General features: G+C 67.0%; 26 protein-coding genes. 20 read left to right on the top strand and 6 right to left on the bottom strand.

Annotated features, from left to right (window positions below; translation table 11 throughout):
- The 3 genes from VGI62_RS02510 to VGI62_RS02500 form a co-directional block, all read left to right on the top strand.
- Positions 1 to 383 (top strand): transposase (locus tag VGI62_RS02510; protein ID WP_331502814.1); only part of this gene is annotated, 383 nt, incomplete at its 5' end.
- A 79-nt stretch (positions 384 to 462) separates the two neighbouring features.
- On the top strand, positions 463 to 1869 hold the full coding sequence (locus VGI62_RS02505) for an amino acid permease (protein WP_331502813.1): 1407 nt from the start codon (positions 463 to 465) through the stop codon (positions 1867 to 1869).
- Between the two features lie 142 nt (positions 1870 to 2011).
- A complete protein-coding gene (locus VGI62_RS02500; RefSeq protein ID WP_331502812.1) occupies positions 2012 to 3601 on the top strand; it encodes an MATE family efflux transporter in 1590 nt (529 codons plus the stop codon).
- On the opposite strand, the gene VGI62_RS02495 is transcribed toward VGI62_RS02500, so the two are convergent.
- On the bottom strand, positions 3528 to 4769 hold the full coding sequence (locus VGI62_RS02495) for a serine hydrolase domain-containing protein (RefSeq protein ID WP_331502811.1): 1242 nt from the start codon (positions 4767 to 4769) through the stop codon (positions 3528 to 3530). The two genes, VGI62_RS02500 and VGI62_RS02495, sit on opposite strands and share 74 nt — an antisense overlap.
- Before the next feature lie 86 nt (positions 4770 to 4855).
- On the opposite strand from VGI62_RS02495, the gene VGI62_RS02490 reads away from it, so the two are divergent.
- The gene (locus VGI62_RS02490) at positions 4856 to 5623 is read left to right on the top strand and encodes a crotonase/enoyl-CoA hydratase family protein (RefSeq protein ID WP_331502810.1); all 768 of its coding nucleotides are present in this window, start codon (positions 4856 to 4858) and stop codon (positions 5621 to 5623) included.
- On the opposite strand, the gene VGI62_RS02485 is transcribed toward VGI62_RS02490, so the two are convergent.
- Positions 5620 to 6618, bottom strand: coding sequence for a M15 family metallopeptidase (locus VGI62_RS02485; protein WP_331502809.1), 999 nt, complete (start codon positions 6616 to 6618; stop codon positions 5620 to 5622). The genes VGI62_RS02490 and VGI62_RS02485 overlap by 4 nt on opposite strands.
- 129 nt (positions 6619 to 6747) lie before the next feature.
- On the opposite strand from VGI62_RS02485, the gene VGI62_RS02480 reads away from it, so the two are divergent.
- The 5 genes from VGI62_RS02480 (at position 6748) to VGI62_RS02460 (ending at position 12550) form a co-directional block, all read left to right on the top strand.
- The gene (locus VGI62_RS02480; protein ID WP_331502808.1) at positions 6748 to 8073 is read left to right on the top strand and encodes an acyl-CoA dehydrogenase family protein; all 1326 of its coding nucleotides are present in this window, start codon (positions 6748 to 6750) and stop codon (positions 8071 to 8073) included.
- Between the two features lie 96 nt (positions 8074 to 8169).
- Positions 8170 to 9921 (top strand): class I adenylate-forming enzyme family protein, encoded by a 1752-nt coding sequence (locus tag VGI62_RS02475; protein WP_414695625.1) that lies wholly within the window; start codon positions 8170 to 8172, stop codon positions 9919 to 9921.
- Positions 9918 to 10517: an NADPH-dependent FMN reductase gene (locus VGI62_RS02470; protein WP_331502806.1), complete on the top strand. Its 600-nt coding sequence runs from the start codon at positions 9918 to 9920 to the stop codon at positions 10515 to 10517. The genes VGI62_RS02475 and VGI62_RS02470 overlap by 4 nt, the downstream gene beginning before the upstream one ends.
- The gene (ribB, locus tag VGI62_RS02465) at positions 10514 to 11674 is read left to right on the top strand and encodes a 3,4-dihydroxy-2-butanone-4-phosphate synthase (RefSeq protein WP_331502805.1); all 1161 of its coding nucleotides are present in this window, start codon (positions 10514 to 10516) and stop codon (positions 11672 to 11674) included. The genes VGI62_RS02470 and ribB overlap by 4 nt, the downstream gene beginning before the upstream one ends.
- Positions 11675 to 11866: 192 nt before the next feature.
- Complete coding sequence (locus tag VGI62_RS02460; protein ID WP_331502804.1) at positions 11867 to 12550, top strand: DUF1013 domain-containing protein; 684 nt, start codon at positions 11867 to 11869, stop codon at positions 12548 to 12550.
- 117 nt (positions 12551 to 12667) lie between these two features.
- On the opposite strand, the gene VGI62_RS02455 is transcribed toward VGI62_RS02460, so the two are convergent.
- A complete protein-coding gene (locus VGI62_RS02455) occupies positions 12668 to 12841 on the bottom strand; it encodes a YdcH family protein (protein WP_299539109.1) in 174 nt (57 codons plus the stop codon).
- Positions 12842 to 12968: 127 nt separating this feature from the next.
- On the opposite strand from VGI62_RS02455, the gene VGI62_RS02450 reads away from it, so the two are divergent.
- The 3 genes from VGI62_RS02450 to VGI62_RS02440 are packed head-to-tail and all read left to right on the top strand — an operon-like array spanning position 12969 to position 14241.
- Positions 12969 to 13568: a UbiX family flavin prenyltransferase gene (locus tag VGI62_RS02450; RefSeq protein WP_331502803.1), complete on the top strand. Its 600-nt coding sequence runs from the start codon at positions 12969 to 12971 to the stop codon at positions 13566 to 13568.
- A 5-nt stretch (positions 13569 to 13573) separates the two neighbouring features.
- A complete protein-coding gene (locus VGI62_RS02445) occupies positions 13574 to 14017 on the top strand; it encodes a TIGR02444 family protein (RefSeq protein WP_331502802.1) in 444 nt (147 codons plus the stop codon).
- A 14-nt stretch (positions 14018 to 14031) separates the two neighbouring features.
- Positions 14032 to 14241 (top strand): YdcH family protein, encoded by a 210-nt coding sequence (locus tag VGI62_RS02440; protein ID WP_331502801.1) that lies wholly within the window; start codon positions 14032 to 14034, stop codon positions 14239 to 14241.
- Here the strand turns inward: VGI62_RS02440 and VGI62_RS02435 are convergent.
- The gene (locus VGI62_RS02435) at positions 14238 to 14960 is read right to left on the bottom strand and encodes a GGDEF domain-containing protein (RefSeq protein ID WP_331502800.1); all 723 of its coding nucleotides are present in this window, start codon (positions 14958 to 14960) and stop codon (positions 14238 to 14240) included. The two genes, VGI62_RS02440 and VGI62_RS02435, sit on opposite strands and share 4 nt — an antisense overlap.
- 135 nt (positions 14961 to 15095) lie before the next feature.
- Here VGI62_RS02435 and purE point away from each other — a divergent pair, with 135 nt between their 5' ends.
- Positions 15096 to 15590, top strand: a complete 495-nt coding sequence (purE, locus tag VGI62_RS02430; protein WP_331502799.1) for a 5-(carboxyamino)imidazole ribonucleotide mutase — start codon at positions 15096 to 15098, stop codon at positions 15588 to 15590.
- Positions 15587 to 16672: a 5-(carboxyamino)imidazole ribonucleotide synthase gene (locus tag VGI62_RS02425; protein WP_331502798.1), complete on the top strand. Its 1086-nt coding sequence runs from the start codon at positions 15587 to 15589 to the stop codon at positions 16670 to 16672. The genes purE and VGI62_RS02425 overlap by 4 nt, the downstream gene beginning before the upstream one ends.
- On the opposite strand, the gene VGI62_RS02420 is transcribed toward VGI62_RS02425, so the two are convergent.
- Entirely contained in the window at positions 16669 to 17346 is a 678-nt protein-coding gene (locus VGI62_RS02420; RefSeq protein ID WP_331502797.1) for a COQ9 family protein, read from the bottom strand. The genes VGI62_RS02425 and VGI62_RS02420 overlap by 4 nt on opposite strands.
- Positions 17347 to 17548: 202 nt before the next feature.
- On the opposite strand from VGI62_RS02420, the gene rpsU reads away from it, so the two are divergent.
- From rpsU to VGI62_RS02390, 6 genes are all read left to right on the top strand, one after another.
- Positions 17549 to 17785 carry a 30S ribosomal protein S21 gene (rpsU, locus tag VGI62_RS02415; RefSeq protein WP_199622309.1) on the top strand — a complete coding sequence of 79 codons (237 nt, stop codon included), beginning with the start codon at positions 17549 to 17551 and terminating at the stop codon, positions 17783 to 17785.
- A 176-nt stretch (positions 17786 to 17961) separates the two neighbouring features.
- Entirely contained in the window at positions 17962 to 19839 is a 1878-nt protein-coding gene (gene ftsH, locus VGI62_RS02410; RefSeq protein ID WP_331502796.1) for an ATP-dependent zinc metalloprotease FtsH, read from the top strand.
- A 79-nt stretch (positions 19840 to 19918) separates the two neighbouring features.
- Positions 19919 to 20764: a dihydropteroate synthase gene (gene folP, locus VGI62_RS02405; RefSeq protein ID WP_331502795.1), complete on the top strand. Its 846-nt coding sequence runs from the start codon at positions 19919 to 19921 to the stop codon at positions 20762 to 20764.
- Positions 20765 to 20844: 80 nt separating this feature from the next.
- Positions 20845 to 21648: a bifunctional hydroxymethylpyrimidine kinase/phosphomethylpyrimidine kinase gene (gene thiD / locus VGI62_RS02400; RefSeq protein WP_331502815.1), complete on the top strand. Its 804-nt coding sequence runs from the start codon at positions 20845 to 20847 to the stop codon at positions 21646 to 21648.
- Positions 21645 to 22229, top strand: coding sequence for a nucleotidyltransferase family protein (locus VGI62_RS02395; RefSeq protein WP_331502794.1), 585 nt, complete (start codon positions 21645 to 21647; stop codon positions 22227 to 22229). Before thiD ends, VGI62_RS02395 begins: the two co-directional genes overlap by 4 nt.
- Before the next feature lie 47 nt (positions 22230 to 22276).
- Positions 22277 to 23095 (top strand): PhzF family phenazine biosynthesis protein, encoded by an 819-nt coding sequence (locus VGI62_RS02390; RefSeq protein ID WP_331502793.1) that lies wholly within the window; start codon positions 22277 to 22279, stop codon positions 23093 to 23095.
- A 76-nt stretch (positions 23096 to 23171) separates the two neighbouring features.
- Here the strand turns inward: VGI62_RS02390 and VGI62_RS02385 are convergent, their stop codons facing one another.
- Complete coding sequence (locus VGI62_RS02385; RefSeq protein ID WP_331502792.1) at positions 23172 to 23573, bottom strand: hypothetical protein; 402 nt, start codon at positions 23571 to 23573, stop codon at positions 23172 to 23174.
- Positions 23574 to 23710: the final 137 nt, after the last annotated feature.

Here is a 23710-nt window from a genome sequence, read left to right as displayed (position 1 = left end):
ACGTCCGCGGCCTGGCGGCCAACCTGCGCCTGGCGCGGGTGATCCTGGATGGCGGCTTCCACGCGTTCCCCCGCCGGCTCGACTACAAGGCGCGGCGGTCCGGCGCGGCCGTCGTCGTCGCCAACCGATGGTTTCCCTCGAGCAAGACCTGTGCCTGCTGCGGCTCGGTCAAGGCCGGGCCGGCGGTGTCGCAGCGGATCTTCACATGCGACACCTGCGGCTATGCGGCCGATCGCGACCTCAACGCCGCGCGAAATCTCGAACGACCGGCCGCAAGCTCTGCGGTGACAGCCTGTGGAGAGGAACGCTCCGGCGCGGGACGAAAGCCTCGCGTGAAACGGGCCCGGGCGAAGCAGGCGCCGGACAGCAGGGCCGCTGCGTAGCTCAAAACAGCGACCAGCGGATTTGCAGAGGTTCCGGGGAGCGGCCATGGTGCCCTCGAACGAGCGGCGGGGGTGGTTCATGAACTTCGTTACACGCAGGAAGCCGGTCGAGGCCGCTGCGCCGGCCAACTCCGGGCGTCATCTGAAGCGGACGCTAAGCTGGTACCATCTGGTGGCGCTGGGGGTCGGCGCCATCATCGGCACCGGCATCTACACCCTCACGGGCGTGGCGGCCGGCCTCGCCGGGCCGGCGGTGATCGTCTCCTTTGCGGTCGCAGGCGCGGTCTGCGCCTGCGCTGCGCTCTGCTACGCCGAGATGGCCAGCTTGAGTCCCCAGGCAGGCAGCGCCTACGCCTACTCCTACATGACGCTCGGCGAGCTGATCGCCTGGGTGGTCGGATGGAGCCTGATCCTCGAATACACCCTGGTCTGTAGCGCCGTGTCGGTCGGCTGGGCGGGGTACGCGGCGGGCCTGATCCACCAGGCGCATTGGCCGATACCAGACGCCCTTCTGGCCTCTTCGGGGGCCGGCGGGGTTATCAATCTGCCAGCCATCTTCATCGCCCTGGTGGTCACCGGGGTGCTGCTGGTGGGCACGCGGGAGAGCGCCACGATCAATTTCATCCTGGTGATCATCAAGCTCTTGGCGCTTGCGGCCTTCGTCGCGTTCACCCTGCCGAGCTTCGATGCGGCCCACTTCCATCCCTTCGCACCGTTTGGTTTCGGGGCCCATGAGATCGACGGCAGGAAGTATGGCGTCATGGGCGCCGCGGCGATCATCTTCTTCGCCTTCTATGGCTTCGACGCCATCTCCACCGCCGCCGAGGAAGCTAAGAACCCAAGCCGGGACCTGGCGATCGGTATCGTCGGATCGATGCTCATCTGCACCTTGATCTACATGGTCGTCGCCGCCTGCGCGCTGGGCGCTTCACCCTTCGACGTCTTCTCCAAGAGCCCGGAGCCGCTGGCTTTCGTGCTGCGGCAGCTCAACCGACCCGTCGCCGCGTCGTTGATCGCGGGCGCTGCGGTTATCGCCATGCCGACGGTGATCATGGTGTTCATGTTCGGTCAAAGCCGCGTTTTCTTCGCCATGGCCCGCGACGGCCTCTTGCCCCGGGGCCTTTCGGCCGTCAGCCGTCGCGGCGTGCCCACCGCCGTGACCTTGCTCACGGGCCTGATCGCGGCGGTCATCGCCGGGATCACTCCCCTCGACCAGATCGCCTCGCTTGCGAACGCCGGGACGCTTGCGGCGTTCATCGCCACCTCGATCGCGGTGATGGTGTTACGGCGGCGCATGCCGGCCCTGGCCCGCCCCTTCAAGACACCGCTGATCTGGGTGGTGGGCCCGGCCGGCGTGGCCGGCTGCATCTATCTGTTCACGAGCCTTTCGGCGAAGACGATGATCTTTTTCGCCGTCTGGAACCTGGTCGGCGTGGTGGTTTATTTGGCCTACAGCCGCCCGAGAAGCGCGCTCGCCACGGCCTGAGGCGAAAGCTCCCTGCCCGGTTTTCCGCCGCCGGTGAAAAACCGACGCTTTGCCTCGCCGGGCTTGAGGGCTATCCCCGGGGGATAAACGGCCGTTTGAGGTCGGCAGCGCAGGCAATGCGCCTTTGGGGAGCTAACTCGGCGTGACGGCCAGCACAGACACCGCCGGAACGAAGACGCCTCCACTGGGAAGCGGGCCCGGCCGTCCGGGCGGCCGCCAGGGTGGGCCCGACCTGACCACCGGCCCGATCGGCAAGACGCTGATCGTTTTCTCGATGCCGGTGCTGGGGTCCAATATCCTGCAGTCGTTGAACGGCTCGGCGAACGCCTTCTGGGTGAGCCACGTGCTGGGCGAGGCGGGGCTCACGGCGACCAACAACGCCAACCAGATCTTCTTCATGATGCTGGGCGCGGCTTTCGGCATCACTATGGCCGCGAACATTATGATCGGCCAGGCGGTTGGCGCGCGCGATGAAGCGCTCGCGCGCCGGGTCGTCGGAACCGCCAGCAGCTTCTTTGCGCTCGTTTCGGTGCTTATCGGCGTTGCGGGCGGGGCGCTCACCCCGCACATCCTCGACGCGATGCGCACGCCTGCCGCGGCGCGGATCGATGCGATCGCCTACCTGCGCGTGATCTTCGCGGCGATGCCGTTCATGTTCTTCTTCAACTTCGTGATGATGGCCCAGCGCGGGACCGGCGACTCGCGGACGCCGTTCTACTTCGCGCTGCTGCAAGTCGGGCTCGACATCGTCCTCAACCCACTGCTGATCATGGGGATCGGGCCGTTCCCGAAGATGGGAATCGCCGGGTCGGCCACCTCGACCCTGATCGCCCAGACCTTCACGCTCGCGATGATGGTCATCCATCTGTACCGCAAGCGCTCGATCCTCGTGCTGCGGCCCAGCGAATGGCGGTTGCTGCTGCCGGACCTGGGGATCATCCGAACCCTGCTCACCAAGGGCACGCCGATGGGCGTGCAGATGATGGTCATCAGCCTGGCGGCGGTTACGATGCTGAGCTTCGTCAACCGCTATGGCGTGCACACTTCGGCCGCCTATGGCGCGGCCTCCCAGCTCTGGACCTATGTGCAGATGCCCGCCATGGCGCTCGGCGCGGCCGTCTCGTCGATGGCCGCCCAGAACGTGGGCGCCGGAAAGATGGACCGTGTGGAGCGGGTGGCGTTGATCGGGGCGGGCTACGCCGTCCTCTTCACGGGTGTCCCCATCCTGATCCTGCAGCTCACCGATCCCTGGGTGCTGCAGGCCTTCCTGCCGTCCACCAGCCCGTCGTTGCCGATCGCGGTGCATATCAACTCGATAGTGCTTTGGGGCTTCATCCCGTTCGGGGTGGCGTTCATCTTTTCCGGCATCGTGCGGGCCACCGGCGCGGTCTGGCCACCGCTGCTTGCCATGGTCATCTCGCTTTGGGGGGTGCGGGTGCCCCTGGCGATACTCCTGGAGCCGCACCTTGGCGCCGACGCGATCTGGATCAGTTTCCCGGTGGGCAGCCTGACGACCCTGGTGCTGGCGGGCGCCTATTACCGATGGGGCGGCTGGCGCAAGGCGCGGATGCTGAACGTCACTCCGAGCGCCGACGCCCCCGACACCGGTCTTGGCCAACCGATGATGGACGAGAGCGAGGCGATCACCGACGAGGAGATCAGGCGCCAGGCCGTTGCGAACGCGTCTCCATCAGAGCCGAGTAGACCAAAGTCCGAAGCTCCCGCCGAATAGGATAGGTCGAGGACGGCAAGAGCTGGGTCATGAAGACCACGGTCACCTGCTCCACCGGGTCCACCCAGAACGCCGTCGACGCCGCCCCGCCCCAATAGAATTCCCCCTGGCTGCACGGCACGAGCGTCTTCGGCGGATCGAACACCACAGCAAAGCCCAGGCCGAAGCCCACGCCAGCATTGGTGCTCTCCGAAAACAGCGACCGGGAGAGCTCGGTCAGGTCCTTGCCGCCGGGCAGGTGGTTCGACGCCATCAGCCTCACGGTCATCGGCGACAGAATGCGCGCGCCGTCGAGTTCGCCCCCGTTTACGAGCATGTTGGCGAAACGCATGTAGTCGGCGGCGGTCGACACCAAGCCGCCACCGCCGGATTCAAGAGATGGCGGCTTCAGGTAGGTGCTGGTCTGCGGGTCGTCCTGCAGCTTCAGTCCGCCCTTGGGGGTGGCGTTGTAGCAGGCGCCCAGGCGCGAGCGCTGGTCAGCGCGGACGAAGAATCCGGTATCGATCATCTTCAGCGGCTTGAAGATCCGCTCATGCAGCACCTCGCCCAGGGGTTTGCCGGCGATCTTCTGCACGAGGTAGCCGACGACGTCGGTTGCGACGGAATAGTTCCAGGCCTCGCCCGGCGAGAAGTCGAGCGGCAGTTTGCCCAGCGCCTCGACAAAGCCCGCAAGGTCGTGGCCGCCGTTGAACTCCTCCAGCTTCAGCTTGCGGTAGGCGGCGTCGACGTTGGTGCGGTTCTGGAAGCCGTAGGTCAGGCCCGAGGTGTGGCGCAAGAGGTCGACCACCTGCATCGGGCGCGCGGGCGGCGTCGTCAGGAACGCGGGTTCAACACCGGCGGCGAACACGCCCAGGTCTTTCCAGGCCGGGATGTGTTTGGTCACCGGGTCGTCGAGGGCGATCAGGCCCTCCTCGACGAGCGTCATAAGGGCCACCGAGGTGACCGGCTTGGTCATGGAATAGATGCGGAAAACCGTGTCATCGGTGAGCTTCACGCCGCGTTCGACATCACGCAGGCCGACCACGCTCTGGTGGATCACCTCGCCTTTGCGGGCGACCAGCACCTGGGCGCACGGCATGCGGCCGGGATCGATGTATTTTTCGGTCAGGAAGCGATCGATGCGCGCCAGGCGCTCGCTCGAGAACCCGTGTGACCTGGTCTTGCTCATGGAACGCGCCTCCGGCTATCCGATCCTTTTGCCCTTGCATTTCGCGTGGTCGCAAGCCTGACGATGCGACGCGACAGGAGGCGAGAATGCAGACCGTCAGCACGGAAGTCCGCGGCAAGACCCTTGTCGTCACCATCGAACGGCCCAATGCCCGCAACGCCGTGGACGGGCCGACCGCGCGGCAGCTCTACGACGCCTTCAAGGCCTTCGATACGGACCCCGCGGTCGATGTCGCCGTGCTCCAGGGCCGCGGCGGGACCTTCTGTGCGGGGGCCGACCTCAAGGGTGTGGCCGAAGGTCGCGGCAATCCGGTGCATCGCAACGGCGACCTGGGACCGATGGGCTGCACCAGGCTGACGCTCGGCAAACCGGTAATCGCGGCGATCGAGGGTCATGCCGTGGCGGGCGGCCTGGAGGTGGCCTGTTGGGCCGATCTGCGCGTCGCCGCCAAGGGCGCGGTGTTTGGGGTCTTCTGTCGCCGGTTCGGCGTGCCCCTGATCGACCTTGGCACAGTGCGCCTGCCGCGGCTGATCGGCGGTTCGAGGGCCATGGATCTGATCCTCACCGGACGGCCGGTGGCGGCCGAGGAGGCCTACCAGATCGGCCTCGCCAACCGCCTTGCGCCTGAAGGCGGAGCTCTGGCCGCTGCGCTGGAACTCGCCGCGCGGCTCTCCGATTTTCCCCAGCTCTGCATGCGCAACGACCGCATCTCCGCGCTTGGCCAGTGGTCGTTGGACTGGGATCAGGCGACGGCTGCGGAGATCGCACTCGGCATGGAGACCCTGCGCTCCGGGCAGGCGCAAGAAGGCGCGGCCCGGTTCGCTGCCGGCGAGGGGCGAGGCGGCAAGTTCTAGCGGCGGGCGGCCAGCTCGGTGAATGTCGCCGTGCCGACGGCGTATTGCGGCCAGTCCTTGTAGTCAAAGTGCCACCATTCCTGCGGGTAGACCGTGAAACCTTCGGCCTCCATCGCCGTGCGCAGGATCCGGCGGAGCGCGCGCTGTTTGCTCGTGCCGCCCACGAAGTCGGCATCGGAGCGTGTGGACATCTCGTCGTAGCGGCCGGTCATCTCGACCGGTTTGCCGCTCTTCAGGTCGTAAAGCGTCAGGTCCACCGCGCAGCCGCGGTTATGCCGCGAGCCCTGCGCCGGATCGGCGACGAAGACGTGGTCCTCAGGCGGTGTGGCGTCCCAGAACATCTTGGTCACGAACCACGGCCGATAGGCGTCGTGGATCAGCAAGCCGTAGCCTTGCGCCGCCAGCGCCTCCTGCACCCGGCCCAGCGCCTCGGCGGCCGGGCGCTGCAGGTAGGCGCCGGCGCGTTCATAGAGCGGGAAGCCCATGAAATTGTTTGCCGTGGCGTAGCGGATATCGAGCCTGATCCTCTTGTCGACCGTCGTCAGCTCCACCAGGTCGGCGGGCCGCTTGCCGGTCTCTGACGGCGGCGAGGCCGCCAGCGCCGCAGCTCGGACTTTCGCCGGATCGGCCTTCACCTTCGCCTGGATCGCGGCGACGGCCTCGGCCCCGAAATCGCGCCGCGGCAGACGCAGACCCATGAGAAATACGGCCTGAGCACGTCCCCCGGCGTCAAAGTCGAGGGCGCCTCGCTGTCCGTTCTGCAACTCGACGGCATAGCCGGAGCCGCGCCGGATTAGCGGCGAGCTGTGGATGGTCGGCGCGTCGGCGTAGAGGCGGCCCTTGTCCTCGTAGATCGTCAGGATGAAACCGGGTGCGCCGTACTGGCCAAGCAGCCTTTCGAGGGCCGGCGGCGGCGCCGGCGGGAGGGCCAAGGCGGGCCTGGTCGCCGCCAGGGCGACGAACATCAGCAAGGCAAGGGCGGTGCGTCTTGGCATGCCCAATTGGTGTGGTGCTCTGGGCCATTCCACAAGCGCCGTTGCGTATGTCGAACAAGCGTTTGATAATGAACCGAAGGCGGAAACATACCGCCATTTCGAACAATCACAGCGCTAGGGAGACTCGTCATGGCTTGGGATTTTGAGACCGACCCGGAGTTCCAGAAGAAGCTCGACTGGATCGAGGACTTCATGCGTGAGGAGGTCGAGCCGCTCTCCTATCTGGGCATGGCGGTGTACGGCCCGCTCGGCCGCGAGAAATTCATTCGGCCGCTGCAGCAGAAAGTGCGGGACCAGGGCCTGTGGGCCTGCCATCTGGGTCCGGAACTGGGCGGCCAGGGCTACGGGCAGCTGAAGCTCGGCCTGATGAACGAGAAGCTGGGCCGCAATGGCCTCGCGCCCACGGTCTTCGGCTGCCAGGCGCCGGACAGCGGCAACGCCGAGATCATCGCCCACTACGGCACCGACGCCCAGAAGGAGAAGTATCTTTGGCCGTTGCTGAACGGCGAGATCCGATCGGCCTTTTCGATGTCCGAGCCCACAGGCGGCTCCGATCCGCTGACCTTCAAGACCCGCGCGGTGCTCGACGGCGACGAGTGGGTGATCAACGGCGAGAAGTGGTTCTCCACGAATGCTCGGTATTCCAAGGTGCTGGTGCTCTACGCCGTCACCGATCCCGACGCCAAGGACCCCTACCGCCGTACCTCGATCTTCCTGGTTCCCACCGACACCCCCGGTGTCGAGATCGTCCGCAATGTCGCCGTCGGCGGCGGCGGCGAGATCGGCGGGGGCAACGAGGGGTACGTCCGCTACACCAACGTGCGCCTGCCCTACGATGCGCTGCTGGGGGAACGCGGCGCGGCCTTCGTGATCGCTCAGGTGCGCCTTGGCGGCGGGCGTGTGCACCACGCCATGCGCACTGTCGGCGCCTGCAAGAATGCGCTCGACCTGATGTGCCGGCGCGCAGTCAGCCGCACCACCCGTGACGGCAAGCTCGCCGACCTGCAGATGGTGCAATCCGACATCGCCGAAAGCTGGATCGCGCTGGAAAGCTTCCGGCTGATGGTCCTGCGGACCGCGTGGCTGATCGACAAGCACAAGGACTACAACCTCGTGCGCAGGGACATCGCCGCGATCAAAGTGATGATGCCGAAGGTCTATAACGACATCGCCACCAAGGCCGCCCACTTGCACGGCGCGCTCGGCGTCTCGAACGAGATGCCGTTCATGCACATGGTCACCTCGAGCCTGGTCATGGGCATCGCCGACGGGCCGACCGAGGTGCACAAGGTCACGGTCGCCAAGCAGGTCCTCAAGGACTACCGCCCCGACAACGACCTATTCCCCGCCTACCACATCCCCAAGCTGCGCGAGGCGGCCCACGAAAAATACGCCAAGGAGCTCGGTGAGCTGAAAGCGGCCTACTCCGAGCGCAAGGAGAAGGCCCCGGCCTAGAAGCGCTCTGCGTTGAAACGCCGATTGTGCAATAGATCGTCGCCTCGACCTGCCGCCGGGCGCGTCGGGCGACGAGTTCGTTTGGAGTAGATGAGAGTGACTGACGCTGCCTGGCCCGTGATGTCGATTGCTCAAGCGCACGCGCGTCTGACCGCGCCGGGCGAGCGCTTCGAGATTGAGGAGATCCCGATCCGCGGGATTATGACCAAGGTCTGGAAGAACGCGCCGCCGACGCTCGCCGATGTGTTTCAGAACGCCCGCAGCTTTCCGGACCGCGAGTTCCTGGTCTACGACGACGAGCGGGCGACTTACGAGGCTTTCGCCCGCGCGACGATCGCGCTCGCCCATCAGCTGCAGGCCGACGGGGTCAGGAAAGGCGACCGCGTCGCGGTGATCATGCGCAACCTGCCGGAATGGCCGGTGGCGTTCTTCGCCGGCGTCCTCGCCGGCGCCATCGTCACCCCGCTGAACGCCTGGTGGACCGGTCCGGAGCTCGAGTATGGCCTGGCCGACTCCGGGGCCAAGGTCGCCATCGTCGACGACGAACGCCTGCGCCGGATCGTCGGTGACCTGGATGATCTGACCCACCTGCAGCGCGTCTATGTTTCGAGACTGGACGAAGGGTCGACGCACTCGAAGGTTGCGCGGCTCGAGGACGTGATCGGTTCGGTCAGCCGGTGGAAGGGCCTGGCCGTGCAGCCAATGCCCGATGTGGAGCTGGGACCCGAGGATGACGCCACCATCCTTTACACCTCAGGTACGACCGGCAAGCCGAAGGGCGCACTGGGCACCCACCGCAACATGACGTCGAACATCGGCGCCGGCGGCATCTCGGCCGTGCGCAACTTCCTGCGCGCTGGCGAGCCCTTGCCCGAGAGCGACCCGCACAAACTGCCGCAGCGGGTGACCCTTCTGGTCGTCCCGTTCTTCCATGCCACAGGCCTTTCGGCGACGCTGGGCCCGACGATGAACGCCGGCGGCAAGATCGTCCTGATGCGCCGTTGGGACGCCGAACCGGCAATGCGGCTGATCGAGCGCGAGAAGGTGAGCTCCACGGGCGGCGTGCCGACCATCGCCTGGCAACTGATCGAGCATCCGGCGCGCGCGAAGTACGACCTCTCCTCGCTTGTGGCGGTGACCTACGGCGGCGCGCCCTCGGCTCCCGAGCTGGTGCGCAGGATCGGCGAGACCTTTCCAGGCTCGACCCCCGGCAACGGTTGGGGGATGACCGAGACCACGGCGACCTTCACCTCGCATCTGGGCAAGGATTACGAGAACCGGCCCGATAGCGCCGGCCCCGCCGCGCCCGTGGGGGAGATGCAGATCCGCGATCCCGCCGACGGCAAGACCATGCTGCCGGTGGCGGCGGTGGGTGAGCTCTGGGTCAAGGGCCCGCAGGTCGTAAAAGGCTACTGGAACAAGCCCGACGCCACGGCTGAAACCTTCGTCGACGGCTGGTTGCGTACGGGCGACCTGGCGCGCCTGGACGAAGAGGGCTTCCTCTTCATTATCGACCGGGCCAAGGACATGCTGATCCGAGGCGGCGAGAACATCTACTGCGTGGAGGTGGAGAACGTGCTGTACGACCACCCCGCCGTCATGGATGCCGCTCTTGTCGGCATCCCGCACAAGACCCTAGGCGAGGAACCTGCTGCTGTCGTCCATCTCAAGCCGGACGGCGTGGCCACGGAGAGCGAGCTTCGCGCCTTCGTCCGCGCGAGACTGGCGGCCTTCAAGGTCCCGGTTAAGGTGGCCTTCTGGCCGGAGACCCTGCCGCGAAACGCCAACGGCAAGATCCTCAAGACCGAGCTGAAAAAGGTCTTCGCCAGCGAAACCGAGACCGTATGAGCAGACCGCCGACCGCGGGCCCCCTGATCGTGGGCGTAGGCGGAACGCCCCGCAGCGGGTCGTCCACCGAGCGGGCGCTCGCCCTGGCCCTGCGACGGGCGGAAAAATCCGGCGCGCGGACGAGAGTGTTTGGCGGCGAGTTCCTCGAGCGCCTGCCACACTTCAACCCGGGGCCGCAGGGTCCGAGCCCTGAGCAGGCGGAACTGGCCGCCGCGGTCCGCGAAGCCGATGGGATCATCCTGGCGACGCCCGGCTATCATGGCTCACTGTCCGGCGTGGTGAAGAACGCGCTCGACACGCTGGAGCTGACCCGCGACGACGAGCGCCCCTATTTCGACGGAAAGCCGGTCGGGATCATCATCACCGCCGACGGCGCCCAGGCCGGCGGCACGACCTTGATGGCGGTGCGAGGCATCATACATGCCATGCGTGGCTGGCCGACGCCCTACGGCGCCGCGTTGAACGCTGCGAATCTGTTCGATGCAGCGGGCGAGTGCCGGCACCCCAAGGACACCTGGCAGATCACCACCGTAGCCGACCAGGTCATGGAGTTTGCACAGATGCGACGCGCTCATGTGCTAAGGGGCGGCTCATGAAGCGCCCCTATCTCGTCCCGCCCTCGAACGGATCCGAAGGTCCGCCGACCGATCCCGACGCCTTCACCTCGGCGATCTCGCCCATCGAGGACATCATCGAGGATGCCCGTAACGGCAGGCCCTACATCCTGGTCGACGCCGAGGACCGGGAAAACGAGGGCGACGTCATCATTCCCGCGCAGTTCGCGACGCCCGAGCAGATCAACTTCATGGCCAAGCACGCGCGCGGCCTGGTCTGCTTATCGATCACCGCGGAGCGGGCGCGACAGCTGCGCTTGCCGCCCATGGCCAGCGACAACCAGTCCGGCCATGGCACCGCGTTTACGGTCTCCATTGAGGCTCGCGAGGGGGTGACCACCGGAATTTCCGCCCACGACCGGGCCCACACCATCGCGGTCGCCGTCGACCCGACCAAGGGCCCCGACGACATCGTCTCGCCCGGCCACGTCTTCCCGCTGGTCGCCAGGGACGGCGGAGTGCTGGTCCGCGCCGGTCACACCGAGGCGGCCGTCGACATCTCCCGCATGGCCGGACTCAACCCGGCCGGGGTGATCTGCGAGGTGATGAAGGACGACGGCTCGATGGCGCGTCTTCCCGACCTTGTCGCCTTCGCACAGCTGCACGGCCTGAAGATCGGCACCATTGCCGATCTGATCGCCCATCGCAGGCGCACCGAGCGGCAGGTGGAGCGGGTGCTGGAGACGCCGTTCAACTCGACCTACGGCGGGCGCTTCCGGATGGTCATCTACCGCAATTCCATCGACCAGACCGAGCACGTCGTCCTGACCCGGGGCCGGATCGAGCCAGACAAGGCGACGCTGGTGCGTATGCATCGCGTGGATCTGGCCACTGACATGCTCGGAGCCGTGGAGGCCAGGCGCGAGTACGTGCCAAAAGCCCTCCAGACGCTGGCGGATTATGACGGCGCAGCCGTGGCGGTGTTTATCCGTGACTCGAACCCGCACTGGCTATCCGAACGCTACGGCCAGCCGCAGGCGAACCACTCGGAGAATATTCTGCGCGACTACGGCATCGGCGCGCAGATCCTGCTGGATCTCGGCGTGCGCGACCTGTTGCTGCTCACCTCGTCGAAGACCGTGCTGCCGGCTTCAGCAGGCTATGGCCTCAGGATCGTCGGCCGCGTTGCGCTGAGCTAAGGGGCGGCATCAGCTCGGCCGTCAAGCTCTCGACCCCGCGCCTCGACGCCTTCTTGACGGTCTGGCCCGCCCTGAGGACGAGCGGCCGTATACAATCTCGTTTCCTCACCCGCCGAACCGGCCTATAGATCGCCATCACACCGCCCGGCCGAAAGGCCGGGCGCCTTCATTTCCGACGCACGGAAAACCGATATGACCACTGACATCCTGATGCCGAAGGCGACCGCCGTTTGGCTGGTGGACAACACCTCGCTCACCTTCGAACAGATCGCCGACTTCTGCGGCCTGCACCCGCTTGAGGTTAAGGGCATCGCCGACGGCGAGGTGGCGCGCGACATCCGCGGCGCCGACCCTATCGCCAACGGCCAGCTCAGCCGGGAAGAACTGGACCTCGCCGAGAAGAACGCGAAGCACAAGCTTGTCGCCCTGAAGAGCCGGCACGCCGAATATCTGAAGCCGCAGAAGAAGGCGCCCCGCTACACGCCGGTTTCGCGCCGGCAGGACCGCCCGGACGCCATCGCCTGGTTCCTGCGCAATCACCCCGAGGTGGCAGACGCCCAACTCGCCCGCATCCTGGGTACGACCAAGGCCACCATCGATCAGGTGCGCAACCGCACACACTGGAACTCCGCCAACATCAAGCCGGTCGATCCGGTGACGCTTGGCCTCTCCACCCAGCTTGAACTGGATGCGGTGGTGAAGAAGGCGGCCGACAAGAAGGCCAAGGAAGATAAGCGCCGCGGCATCGTCGAGCCGGAAGGCCCGACGCTGATGCCGGCGTCGGAAACCGGCCTGCTGGAGACTGAAGACCATGCCCCGGCCTTCGCCGAGCATCATGATGACAACGACCACGCCGACGATGACACCGACGACTAGATTCTGATTGAAACACCGAGGCGGGTGAGAGAGGCCCTGCAGGGCTTCCCTCACCCTCGCCGGCGCACCGCCGGCTTCAGCTCTCCCACTTCGGGGAGGGATTGTGCGACGCGAAGCCTAGTGCAGCTGGCCGCGCAGGGCTTCCATCTCTTCCTTCAGCTTCAGCTTCTGTCGCTTTAGCTCCTTCAGCCTGATGTCGTCGGCGGCCGGCCTGCGCAGTTCGTCCTGAATGGCTTCTTCGAGGGACTGGTGGCGAGATCCGAGTTCCCGGATCCGGGCTTCCAACGCCATGATGGATGGCCTCCTTGCTGTTGGAAACGTCAGTGAACACCCGCTATGCGCGGCTGTCAGATCAAATATGTTTGCGGACGGCGAAGCTGAAGCGACGCCCTTAGTTCGCGCATTCAAGGACCCTCGCATGTCGAGAAGCGAGCAGCCCAGGTTGGTGGTCGGGATCTCCGGGGCCTCGGGGGTCGTCTACGGCCTGCGGACGCTGGACGCCTGTCGCGAACTGGGGATCGAGTCCCATCTGGTGATGAGCCGGGCCGCGGCCCTGACCTTGTCACAGGAGACCGAACTCACCGCGGCTGACGTCAACGCCAAGGCGGGCGTGGTCCACAAGGTCTCCGATATCGGCGCGGCCATCGCGTCGGGTTCATTCAAGACCCTTGGCATGATCGTCGCTCCCTGTTCAGTGAGGACCATGAGCGAGATCGCCAGCGGCGTGACCTCATCCCTGCTCACCCGCGCCGCCGACGTGGTGCTGAAGGAACGCCGGCCGCTGGTGCTGATGGTGCGCGAGACGCCGTTGCACCTGGGACACCTTCGGACCCTCGTAAAGCTGGCGGAGATGGGCGCTGTGATCGCCCCGCCATTGCCGGCCTTCTACGCCAAGCCCGCCAGCCTGGAGGCTATGGTCGATCAGTCGGTCGGCCGCGCGCTCGACCTCTTCGGAGTGTCATGGACGCCGGTTAAGCGCTGGGGCCAGGATGTTGGTCCATTGAAGACCGAGGCTTAGGCGTCGTGGCGCTCTGGGACTGGACACTTGAGGCCTATGCGCGAGCCGGCGTGCCGGAAGCTTGCCTGTCGCTGCAGGATCAGTACGGCCAGAACGCCTCCCTGCTGCTTTGGGCGGTGTGGGCGGAGGCCGGCGATCCGGTGATGCTGGCGCGAGCGGCCGATGTAGCTCGCCGATGGGAAGCGCTGGCGCTTGCTCCCTTGCGCGATGTGCGCCGGGCGCTCAAGCCGAGCTTCGAGGGCGTGTCGGACTCCGCGCGCTCGGCCCTGCGAGAAGATGTGAAAGCCGTCGAGCTTCGCGCCGAGCGGGTCTTGATGGAGACTCTCGAGGCCATGACCGAAGGCCGTGGCGGCGTCCACGCCCTGACCGCCCTGGAAGGCGCGTCAAAAGCCTGGGGCAAGCCCGCCCCGTCAGATGTCCTGGCTGCGCTCGCCGGCGCCCTGGGGTAGTATCGAACCTGCGCATGAACGACGATCAGCCCGAAGAATTGCTGCAGGCGAAACTCGCCGAGTTGCGGCAGGATCACGCAGACCTCGACGCCGCGGTCCAGGCGATTGCGCTCTCGCCCCTGCCGGACATGCTGCTGATCGCGCGGCTGAAACGCAAGAAGCTGGCGCTGAAGGACGAAATCACCCGCATCGAGGATCAACTGACCCCCGACATCATCGCTTAGCTCAGCGAGGCTTTGCGGTGCGCGCGCTTGCGCGCGTACATCGCCGCGTCGGCCTGGGCGACCAGGCCCTCCGGGTCGGTGTCCTGGGTGATTTCGCGCACGCCCCAGGAGACATGGAGCGGCGCAGACCAGTCTCCGAACTTCAGCGGCTCGACCTCGATTGCCCGGGCCAGCGCGGCGGCCTTGGCCTCGGCCGTCGCGTGATCGGCCTGGGCCAGGATGACGGCGAATTCGTCGCCGCCCATACGGCCGACAACGTCGCTCTCCCGCACATGCGCCAGGAGCCGCTCGGCGACGGCCTTGAGCGCGGCGTCCCCGGCGGCATGTCCAAGGCGGTCGTTGACCCCCTTAAGGTCGTCAAGATCGAAATAGACGAGGCTGGCCGGTGAGCCATATCGCTGGGCGAAGGTGCGGATGCGGCCAAGTTCGCGGAGCAACGCGCGGCGATTGAGGAGCGGTGTCAGGGCGTCGCGGTCCGCCAGGTCCTCGATCTCCCGGAGCCGGCCCTTCAGCCGGGTGACCTCGCCGCGCAGATCGTCGATCTCGCCGAGCAGGGTCTGGATCGCGCCGCGCACCGCCGGCGTCATCTCCATCTCGGTGACGCCCAGGAATTCGGCTGTGTCCGGCGTCGCCGTCGGGCGCGCCTGAGCCCCGGCCTGCGCGAGCGCGCGTCTTCGCATGGCCGAGAATGGCTCGCTGCGGGCGCCGGTGATTTTCATAGGCTTGATTTCCTAGGGTCTTGAGACGGAATCACGGCGGCGACGGCGACTTAACCAAATCTAGTCATCCTTGGTTGCCCCTGCAAAGTCGGCGCCTATACTCCGCGCCCTTCAAGCTAGGGGGCCGGTCACGACATGAGCGCCAAGCACGCGCCCGTCGCCATCATCATGGGCAGCCGTTCCGACTGGCCGGTGCTTCGGCACGCCGCCGATATGCTGGAGGCGCTAGGCGTCGCCTATGAGGCCAAGGTCGTCTCGGCCCACCGGACACCCGACCGGATGTACGCCTTCGCGAAGGGCGCCAAGGCGGCCGGCTTCCGGGTGATCATCGCGGCCGCCGGGGGCGCGGCCCATCTACCGGGGATGACCGCTTCGCTCACGGAGCTGCCGGTCCTGGGCGTGCCCATCGAGTCCAAGGCGCTGAAGGGAATGGACAGCCTGCTGTCGATCGTCCAGATGCCGGCCGGGATCCCGGTCGGCACCTTGGCGATCGGAGAGGCGGGCGCCAAGAATGCCGGCCTGATGGCGGCGAAGATCCTGGCGCTGGCCGACGAAGACCTCGCTGGACGGCTGGAAGCTTTTACCGCCCGCCAGACCGACGGGGTCGCTGAAACGGTGGAAGACGCGTGAGCCCGCCCGCGCTCCCCCTCGAGCCCGGCTCGACCATCGGCATTCTTGGCGGAGGCCAGCTCGGCCGCATGCTGGCGCTCGCCGCCGCGCGCCTGGGCTTTGACGTGGTGGTGCTGGAACAGAAGGCCGACAGCCCGGCCGGGCGCGCCGCCTGCCGACTGATCGTCGCTGACTACGGCGACGAGGCCGCCCTCGCCCAACTCGCAGGCCTCACGAACCTGGTCACTTATGAATTCGAGAACGTGCCGTCGGCATCCGTCGCCTGGCTCGCGGCGCACGGCGTTGAGGTGGCCCCGGGCTCGCGAGCCCTGGCCGTGGCGCAGGACCGGTTCGAGGAAAAGACGTTCCTGAACGCCAACGGCGCACCCACTGTGGCCTTCGCCAAAGCCGACACAGCGCAGGAGGCCGCTGATGCTGTGGCGCAGATTGGCGCACCGGCCCTGATGAAGACGCGCCGCGAAGGGTACGACGGCAAGGGCCAGCGCTGGGTGGAACACGCCGCGGGCGCGGTTTCGGCCTTCGAGGCTCTGGGCGGGGTTCCGGTAATCGTCGAGGCGGCCGCAAGCTTCGTTCGCGAGCTGTCGGTCATCGCCGCGCGCGGCCGGGATGGCGCGACGGCGATCTATCCACTGGCCGAGAACCATCACGAGAACGGCATACTCCGCCGATCGATCGCGCCGGCTCACGCCGATGCGGCGTTGAACGACCAGGCCGAACGCATCGCCGCGCGGGTCCTGGCCGGCCTCGACTACGTGGGCGTGATCGGCATCGAGCTCTTCGAGATGGAGCGTGGCCAGTTGCTGGTGAACGAGATCGCCCCGCGCGTGCACAACACCGGCCACTGGACCGAAGACGGCTGCGAGGTCGACCAGTTCGAACAGCACATCCGCGCGGTGGCGGGCTGGCCGCTGGGCCCGACGCGGGCGATCGCGCGCGTGGAAATGGTCAACTTGCTCGGCGAGGAGGCCGAAGCGTGGGCCAAATTCGCCGCCGAGCCGGAAACCCGGCTGCATCTTTACGGCAAGCGCGGTTCTCGCCCCGGTCGAAAGATGGGTCACATCAACCGGGTCAGGCCGCTCTAGTCGCGCGTCGAAAGCCCGTATCGAATTCGGCCGAGCGCGCCGGCGGCCTTCTCCAGCATCCGAGAGGGCTTGAGCTTCGTCGTCGCCTTCCATTTCTCGAAAGCCATGACATCGGCGATGCGGCGATCGGTGAACGCCAGCGCCGCTTGTGGGCCCGACGAGAGGCGGATGGCGAGCGCGCCGGCAAGGATGCCGGCCAGGAGGGCGCGCTTGGAGTAATGGTTCTCGTCGGTGGCCGTGTCGCCGGCCCAGCGCCAGAGAACATCGGCGCTCCGCCAGGTCAGGCGCGCACCCAGCGGCGCATTTGCGGGGAGGGCGAGGAACCCTGCCCAGCGGCGGACCGCCGCCTCGTCCGCTGCGGCGACGGCAAGGCGCGCCTCGACGGCGCGCGCGATGCGCTCGCGGATCTTCAGGGCCTTTGGATCGACGTCAGCGAGAGCCTCAAGCGCCTGGGCGTCATGCCGGTGGGACAACAGGGTCGCAAGGTCGGCGGCCCCTTGCGGCAACAGCAGTTCGGTCTCGCCGGACGACAGGCCGCACGCCTTGCCCGCCATTGTCGCTGTGCGCGAGGTCCAGCCCTCCCGTGGAGCGATCCTCAGCGCAGCGTCCAGCACGCGCTGCTCGGCGGCGTCCGCCCAATCTTGGCGGGGTGTCTTGGGGGCGGCTTCAGCCATGTCACCCCTTTACCCCACCTCGGGCCTAAGGAGAAAAGCCTGTCGTGCGGCGTGGACATCACGAGCCTCTTCTGATATCTCGCCGCGCTCAATCCGGTAGGCTCCCGCCTGCGGGACGTAGTTTCTTTTTGTTCGCTCGCCGCCGCCCCTGAGCAAGGGACGTAAGGGGGCCGGGCGCCAGGCGACAATAGGAGAGAGACCTCTGGTTCAGATTTTCGTCCGCGATAACAACGTCGACCAAGCCCTCAAGGCGCTGAAGAAGAAGATGCAGCGCGAGGGCTCGTTCCGCGAAATGAAGCGGCACGTGCACTACGAAAAGCCGTCGGAAAAGCGCGCTCGCCAGAAGGCGGAAGCCGTGCGCCGGGCGCGCAAGCTGGCTCGCAAGCGCGCTCAGCGCGAAGGGCTGATCGCCGCGCCGAAGAAGCCGGCTCCCCGGTAGCGCTTAATTCAGCAAATTCGTGCCTATCTAGGGGCCGCGTCTTCCGGGCGCGGCCCCTTGCTTTTGTGGTCAAGGCGCGGTCTTCCGTCGCGCTGTTGCCCGGACAACTGGTGAAACGGCGATCAGAGTCTTATCTTCGACCTGACGCGAAGCCCTTTTCGAGGCGGTCCTAACCGATGAATCTGCGCAATCTGGCCATCTGGGGCGTCATCGTCGTCGTCCTCATCGGCCTCTACTCGATGGTCACCGGCGGCGGCAAGGCAGCCAGCTCGGGGGAAATCACCTATTCGCAGATGCTGAACAAGGTCGACGCCGGCGAGATCAAGTCCGCCGAAGTTCGCGCTGGTTCAGTCACGATCACCGACCAGGCGAACAAAACGTTCACCGCCTATACGCCGAACGACCAGGGTGACCTGGTCCATGAGTTGCGTGCCCACGGGGTCAACGTCTCGGCCAAGCCGGTCGGCGGGATGACCGTCGTCGGCTTCCTGCTGCAGAGCTTGCCCGTACTGTTGCTGATCGGCGTCTGGGTGTTTTTCATGCGCCAGATGCAAGGCGGCACGCGCGGAGCCATGGGCTTCGGCAAGTCGAAGGCCCGCCTGCTCACCGAGAACAAGAACCGCGTGACCTTTGAGGACGTGGCGGGTGTCGAGGAAGCCAAGGAAGAGGTCGTCGAGATCGTCGACTTCCTGAAGGACCCGCAGAAGTTCCAGCGCCTGGGCGGCAAGATCCCCAAGGGCGCCCTGCTGATCGGCCCGCCCGGCACCGGCAAGACGCTGCTCGCGCGCGCCATCGCTGGCGAGGCCGGCGTGCCCTTCTTCACCATCTCCGGCTCGGACTTCGTCGAGATGTTCGTCGGCGTCGGCGCGAGCCGCGTGCGCGACATGTTCGAACAAGCGAAGAAGAACGCGCCCTGCATCATCTTCATCGACGAAATCGACGCGGTCGGTCGTCACCGGGGCGCCGGCCTTGGCGGCGGTAACGACGAGCGCGAGCAGACTCTGAACCAGCTGCTGGTCGAGATGGACGGCTTCGAGGCCAACGAGGGCATCATCCTGATCGCCGCCACCAACCGGCCCGACGTGCTGGACCCGGCCCTGCTGCGCCCCGGCCGCTTCGACCGCCAGGTCGTGGTGCCGAACCCCGATGTGAATGGCCGCGAGCGCATCTTGCGCGTGCACATGAAGAACGTGCCGCTGGCCGCCGACGTCGAAACCAAGGTCATCGCCCGCGGGACGCCCGGCTTCTCCGGCGCCGACCTTTCCAACCTGGTCAACGAGGCCGCCCTGATGGCCGCGCGGAAGAACCGCCGCATGGTCACGATGCGCGACTTCGAAGAGGCCAAGGACAAGGTCATGATGGGCGCCGAGCGCCGGTCAATGGTCATGACCGAGGAGGAAAAGCGCAATACCGCCTACCACGAAGGCGGCCACGCCCTGGTGGCGCTCACGGTCCCGTCCGCCGATCCGGTGCACAAGGCCACGATCATTCCGCGTGGTCGCGCGCTCGGCATGGTGATGCAGCTGCCGGAAGGCGACCGCTACTCGATGAACTTCGAGCAGATGACCTCGCGTCTGGCGATCATGATGGGCGGCCGCGTTGCCGAGGAACTGATCTTCGGCAAGGACAAGGTGACCTCGGGCGCTTCCAGCGACATCCAGGCGGCCACGGGCCTCGCCCGCAACATGGTCACCCGCTGGGGTTATTCCGACAAGCTGGGCCTCGTTTCCTACGGCGACAACCAGGAGGAAGTGTTCCTCGGACATTCGGTGTCGCGCACCCAGAACGTCTCGGAAGAAACCGCCAACATCATCGACGCCGAGGTCAAGCGCCTCGTCCAGGCCGGCTATGACGAGGCCAAGCGGATCCTCACGGAACGCCTGGAGGACCTGCACACGCTGGCCAAGGCGCTGCTCGAGTACGAAACCCTGAGCGGCGACGAGATCATAGGCGCGCTTAAGGGCGTGGCTCCGAATCGCGATGACGTCGACGCCAAGCGCCCGACCGGCCCGGCGGTGGCGGTGCCGATCTCGCCCAAGCCCGAACCGGCGTGAGGTTGAGGGCGACCTCAAGTTGACGAAGGGCGGCCACCGGCGACGGGGCCGCCCTTTTTCGTTATCAGGTCTGGCGATGATGGCTCCGCTCATTCTGCGGCCCGTGGGAGTCCCTCCCGTGAAGGTCTGGGGCGTGATCAACGTCACGCCGGACAGTTTCTCCGATGGCGGGCGGTTCGACGAACCGGGCGCGGCCTTGGTCCAGGCGCGCCGGCTGATCGCCGAGGGAGCCGACGTCATCGACGTGGGCGGCGAGTCGACCCGGCCAGGCGCCAAGGCCGTCGGTGCGGCCGAGGAGATCGCCCGCGTCGTCCCGCTGATCCGCGCGATCCGGGCTGAGAGCGAGGTCGCTATTTCGATCGACACCATGAAGCCCGAGGTGGCGCGCGCCGCCGTGGCGGCCGGCGCAACGACGTGGAACGACGTCTCGGCTCTGCGGCATGGGCCCGGGAGCCTGCCCGCGGCCGCCGAGCTCGGCTGTGACGTGGTGCTGATGCACATGCAGGGCGAACCCCGGACCATGCAGTCCGCGCCACGCTACGAGGACGTTGTCGCCGATGTGACGGCGTTTCTGGCGATGCGCGCCGAAGCCGCCATGGCCGCCGGCGTCGTCCGCGAGCGGATCTGGCTGGATCCCGGCGTCGGCTTCGGCAAGCACATGCTGGATCACAACCTGCCAATCCTCGCCGGGCTGGATCGCATCGTGGCCCTGGGTTTTCCGGTGCTGCTCGGCGTGAGCCGCAAGAGCTTCATCAGCGCAGTGGACGGGCGCGGACACGCCGCCGACCAGCGCTTGGGCGGCTCACTCGCCGGCGCTCTCGCGGGTGCGGCGGCGGGGGTCGCAGCCGTGCGCGTGCATGACGTGCGCGAGACCGTGCAGGCGCTGCGCGTATGGGAAGCGATCGCCGCCTCGCAGGCTCCCTAGCGACACGGATGCAGATTTTCCGCCCCGGCCTGATCCAGTTGCATCGTGCAATTCGACGTATCCCGCGCTATCGCCTCGCCATGTCGTCCCTGGGCCGAGTTCTGATCATCGCCGGATCCGACTCCGGCGGCGGGGCGGGGATCCAGGCGGACATCAAGACGGTGACCGCCTTGGGCGGCTATGCGGCGACGGCGGTCAGCGCGGTCACGGTGCAGAACACGCTGGGCGTCAGCGCTGTCTATCCGATCCCAGCCGAGGTCGTGGAAGCGCAGGCGCGCGCGGTGCTGGACGATATCGGCGCGGACGCCATCAAGACCGGCATGCTGGGGTCGAAAACGGTGGTGGAGGCGGTCGCCCGGATCCTGGCGTCAGCGTCTGGCGTTCCTGCGGTTATTGATCCCGTGATGGTGGCCAAGGGGGGAGCGTCACTGCTCGACGCCGAAGCTATCGCGGCGGTGAGGGCCCTCCTGATACCGGCTTCGTCGCTGCTCACCCCCAACGCGCCTGAGGCGGAGGTCCTGACGGGCTTAACGGTCTGCGCCGCCGACGACCTGCGCCGCGCCGGCGAGGCTCTGCTGACTGCGGGTGCGAAGGCCGTGCTGATGAAGGGCGGCCACGTGCCGGGCGCGCGAGTGATCGACGTCCTGATGACCGCCGAAGGCGAGACGGTCTTCGAGGCCGAGCGGGTCGATACGAGGCACACCCACGGCACCGGCTGCACCCTCGCCTCGGCCTGCGCCGCGGGCCTGGCCCAGGGATTGACCCTGACTGAGGCTGTCGCGCGTGGCTGGGCCTATGTTCAGGAGGCCTTGGCGCGCGCGCCCGGCTTTGGGGCGGGCGCCGGGCCACTCGATCACGCATGGCCCTTGAGGGGACGTATATGACCGACGCACCGGAGCGGCGCCTGGAAGAGATCGTCCGCGGCTCCCCAAGCCTGATGCAGGTGCTCACCACCGTTCGCGACCTGGACCTGCCTGACTGGCTGATCTTCTCTGGCGCCATCTACCAACGGGTGCTCAACCATCTGACCGGCCGCGACCCGGACTATGGGATCAAGGACTACGACCTCGGGTATTTCGACGCCTCCGACACATCCTACGAGGCCGAAGATGCCGTCATCCGCCAGGTGGCCTCGGCTTTCGAGCCGCCGTTGCGCGAGATGGTGGAGGTGCGCAACCAGGCGCGTGTGCACCTGTGGTTCGAGGCGAAGTTCGGCGAGCCCTATGCGCCGCTGACCCGGACGGCCGACTGCCTCGAGCGCTTTGTCAGTCCGCTGTTCGCGGTGGGCGTGCGGCTGGAAGCCGACAACCGGCTGACGGTCCTGGCTCCCTTCGGCCTTTCCGACCTCTTCGCCCTGCGGCTTACGCCCAATCCGAGGCGCAGGACCAACGGCTTTGCGCGAACCTCCGCCTCGGCGACGGCGCGCTGGCCGGAGCTCACTGTGATCAATTCGTCACTTGCCTAAGTCCTCCCTGCGCCTATCTGCAAGCTTCGCCCTAAAGGAGACCAGGGATGCGCCAATGGACCATCGACGCTTTCGCCACCGGACCCTTCCGCGGCAATCCGGCCTGTGTATTGGAGCCGATGGGCGCGTGGCCTGACGCCGACTGGATGCAGGCCCTGGCCGCTGAGAACAACCAGGCCGAGACGGCGTTCCTGCTGAAGACGCAGGACCCGGCGCGATTCGGGTTACGGTGGTTCACGCCGGCCCTGGAGGTGCCGCTCTGTGGTCACGCCACCCTCGCCTCGAGCCACGTGCTGTTCTCGGAGCTGGGGCTCGCGGCCGAGGCTTTGACCTTCGATACCAAATCCGGGCCCCTGACGGTCCGGCGCGCGGGGGATGGGGGCTATGAGATGGATTTCCCCGCCCAGCCGCCGCGAGAGCAGGCGACTCCTGCGGGCCTCGCCGAGGCGCTTGGCGCCGAACCGCAAGAGGTCTGGGCGTCGTCCTTTCTGGTCGCCGTGATGAAAAACGAGGCCGACGTTCGCGCGCTGAAACCGGACCTCGTGGCTCTGGAAGCGGTCGCCAGTGACGCTACGGGCGGACGCGGCAACGTCGGTGTGGTGGCGCTTGCCGACCCGGGACGGCCCTACGACGTGGTCGACCGGTTCTTCGCGCCGGGATCCGGCATCCCTGAAGATCCGGCCACCGGGTCACTGCACTGCATCTTGAGCCCCCTGTTTGCCGAGAAGCTTGGTCGGCCGCGCGTCAGGTTCCACCAGGCCTACCCCGGCCGGGGCGGCGATCTCGACTGCGAGGTTCGGGGCGACCGCGTCCTGCTTCGCGGACGCGCGGTCACCGTGCTGGACGGCACGCTACGCCTTACCTGAGCCGAGACAGTGACGCCCCGGGGACGCCAAATCCCGGGGCGCTTGATACTTATCCAGGAGCCGCAAGCCGGCTTGCCTAGCGACGCCAGTCCCGGTCGGGGCCGGACCTGTCATGGTCGCGCCAGGCGTAGCTGTTCTGAGACATATAGACGTTCAGCCCGGCCTGCACGTGGCCCAGCCCGCGAGCGAGCTCCTGGCGTTCCCAAGGTCCCGCCCGGCCGGTGTCGAGGCGCCACGCCAACGGCCGAAGCTGGTGCAACTCGCCCAGAAGCTGCTGGGCCTGGCCCCCTGAGATGCGGCCTTCATTGACCGCGTTGCGAATGCGCCACTCGTAAGCCCTGTAACCCGAGCCGTCTTGGACCCCGTAGGCGGAGCCGTGGTCATTGACGCCGTAGGTGCGCCAAGGCTGCGCCGCTGCGGGCGCGACAGCGGCGGCCAGGGCGGCGGCGGCCGTCAGTCCGAGCAGTGTCTTCTTCATGGCATGGTCCTCCCGAACCAGTACGCCGGAACTCCGGACGATGGAGGGATGGAACCACGCGGGCTGTGACGCGAACCTGAGGGCCTCGTTGTTCGCCGTTCAGATGCGCAAGGCATCGACGACCACGGCGCAACGAG

This window comes from Phenylobacterium sp., from assembly GCF_036495085.1.
In the GTDB taxonomy this organism is placed as follows: domain Bacteria; phylum Pseudomonadota; class Alphaproteobacteria; order Caulobacterales; family Caulobacteraceae; genus Phenylobacterium.
The sequence above is the reverse complement of the archived record's forward strand: the minus strand, read 5'-3'. Positions and strand labels throughout refer to the sequence as shown.

Excerpts from the sequence above, each read along its gene's own strand:
- VGI62_RS02395 (WP_331502794.1), top strand. The coding sequence starts at position 21,645 with ATGACCGACGCACCGGAGCGGCGCCTGGAAGAGATCGTCCGCGGCTCC.
- VGI62_RS02455 (WP_299539109.1), bottom strand. The coding sequence starts at position 12,841 with ATGGCGTTGGAAGCCCGGATCCGGGAACTCGGATCTCGCCACCAGTCC.
- VGI62_RS02420 (WP_331502797.1), bottom strand. The coding sequence starts at position 17,346 with ATGGCTGAAGCCGCCCCCAAGACACCCCGCCAAGATTGGGCGGACGCC.
- VGI62_RS02440 (WP_331502801.1), top strand. The coding sequence starts at position 14,032 with ATGAACGACGATCAGCCCGAAGAATTGCTGCAGGCGAAACTCGCCGAG.
- VGI62_RS02485 (WP_331502809.1), bottom strand. The coding sequence starts at position 6,618 with ATGCCAAGACGCACCGCCCTTGCCTTGCTGATGTTCGTCGCCCTGGCG.
- folP (WP_331502795.1), top strand. The coding sequence starts at position 19,919 with ATGGCTCCGCTCATTCTGCGGCCCGTGGGAGTCCCTCCCGTGAAGGTC.
- purE (WP_331502799.1), top strand. The coding sequence starts at position 15,096 with ATGAGCGCCAAGCACGCGCCCGTCGCCATCATCATGGGCAGCCGTTCC.
- VGI62_RS02390 (WP_331502793.1), top strand. The coding sequence starts at position 22,277 with ATGCGCCAATGGACCATCGACGCTTTCGCCACCGGACCCTTCCGCGGC.
- VGI62_RS02470 (WP_331502806.1), top strand. The coding sequence starts at position 9,918 with ATGAGCAGACCGCCGACCGCGGGCCCCCTGATCGTGGGCGTAGGCGGA.
- VGI62_RS02460 (WP_331502804.1), top strand. The coding sequence starts at position 11,867 with ATGACCACTGACATCCTGATGCCGAAGGCGACCGCCGTTTGGCTGGTG.
- ftsH (WP_331502796.1), top strand. The coding sequence starts at position 17,962 with ATGAATCTGCGCAATCTGGCCATCTGGGGCGTCATCGTCGTCGTCCTC.
- VGI62_RS02490 (WP_331502810.1), top strand. The coding sequence starts at position 4,856 with ATGCAGACCGTCAGCACGGAAGTCCGCGGCAAGACCCTTGTCGTCACC.
- VGI62_RS02505 (WP_331502813.1), top strand. The coding sequence starts at position 463 with ATGAACTTCGTTACACGCAGGAAGCCGGTCGAGGCCGCTGCGCCGGCC.
- VGI62_RS02450 (WP_331502803.1), top strand. The coding sequence starts at position 12,969 with ATGTCGAGAAGCGAGCAGCCCAGGTTGGTGGTCGGGATCTCCGGGGCC.
- VGI62_RS02385 (WP_331502792.1), bottom strand. The coding sequence starts at position 23,573 with ATGAAGAAGACACTGCTCGGACTGACGGCCGCCGCCGCCCTGGCCGCC.
- thiD (WP_331502815.1), top strand. The coding sequence starts at position 20,845 with ATGTCGTCCCTGGGCCGAGTTCTGATCATCGCCGGATCCGACTCCGGC.
- VGI62_RS02435 (WP_331502800.1), bottom strand. The coding sequence starts at position 14,960 with ATGAAAATCACCGGCGCCCGCAGCGAGCCATTCTCGGCCATGCGAAGA.
- VGI62_RS02495 (WP_331502811.1), bottom strand. The coding sequence starts at position 4,769 with ATGAGCAAGACCAGGTCACACGGGTTCTCGAGCGAGCGCCTGGCGCGC.
- VGI62_RS02480 (WP_331502808.1), top strand. The coding sequence starts at position 6,748 with ATGGCTTGGGATTTTGAGACCGACCCGGAGTTCCAGAAGAAGCTCGAC.
- ribB (WP_331502805.1), top strand. The coding sequence starts at position 10,514 with ATGAAGCGCCCCTATCTCGTCCCGCCCTCGAACGGATCCGAAGGTCCG.